This is a genomic window from Vibrio sp. Vb1574 (genome assembly GCF_033338675.1).
Map to the genome: position 1 here is coordinate 1 of NZ_JAWOTC010000403.1, position 1094 is coordinate 1094.

At 49.0% G+C, this 1094-nt stretch carries 1 protein-coding gene; it reads left to right on the forward strand.

Features of this window, described 5'->3' with window-relative positions; genetic code table 11:
• The coding region (locus tag R7O12_RS26470) for a protein adenylyltransferase SelO (protein ID WP_318127045.1) at positions 1-1094 on the forward strand (1094 nt) is incomplete at both ends.

A 1094-nucleotide genomic window follows, 5' to 3' on the forward strand; every position in this document is an offset into this window, starting at 1 on the left:
TTGGAATGGTGAGTTTGCACAGCAGTTTGGTTTACCAGCAGAGCAAAACGATGAGTTATTGGCGGTTTTTTCTGGGCAAAGCGAATTCGAACCGTTTCGTCCTCTGGCGATGAAATACGCAGGGCATCAGTTTGGCGTCTACAACCCCGACTTGGGCGATGGACGTGGATTGCTGTTGGCGGAAATTGAGCATCAAAATGGCACTTGGTTTGATATTCACCTTAAAGGCGCGGGGCTAACACCCTACTCGCGAATGGGGGACGGCAGGGCGGTGTTGCGCTCAACCATTCGTGAATATCTATGTAGTGAAGCCATGGCGGGGCTTGGGATCCCGACGACTCGTGCTCTTGGCATGATGGTTAGTGACACGCCTGTTTATCGCGAGAAAACAGAATTCGGCGCAATGTTGATTCGTATGGCGGAGACCCACGTGCGTTTTGGCCATTTCGAGCACCTTTTCTATACCAATCAATTGGCAGAGCAAAAGTTGCTGGCGGACAAAGTCATCGAGTGGCACTTTGCTGATTGTGCGTCGGCAGAGAAGCCATACGCTGCAATGTTTGGTGAAATTGTTCAGAAAACAGCGGACATGATTGCTTACTGGCAAGCGTATGGGTTTGCTCATGGCGTGATGAACACCGATAACATGTCAATTCTCGGGCAAACCTTTGATTACGGGCCATTTGGTTTTCTCGACGATTATGAACCGGGGTACATTTGTAACCATTCTGATTATCAGGGGCGTTATGCGTTCGAGCAGCAACCGCGAATTGCCCTGTGGAATCTTTCTGCTTTGGCGCATGCCTTATCACCGCTCGTCGAGCGAGAAGATTTAGAACAGGCACTGAGCCAATTTGAAGGGCGTTTAAGCCAGCAGTTTAGCCGCTTGATGCGCAGTAAGCTGGGTTTGAAAACAAAAATTGCAGAAGACGGACGTTTGTTTGAGTCGATGTTTGAACTGCTTAATCAGAATCATACCGACTACACGCGATTTTTTAGAGCGTTGTCCAACCTCGATAAACAGCCAGCGCAAGAGGTCATCGATTTGTTTATTGACCGGGAAGCCGCCCAAGCTTGGCTTGATTTGTATTTGG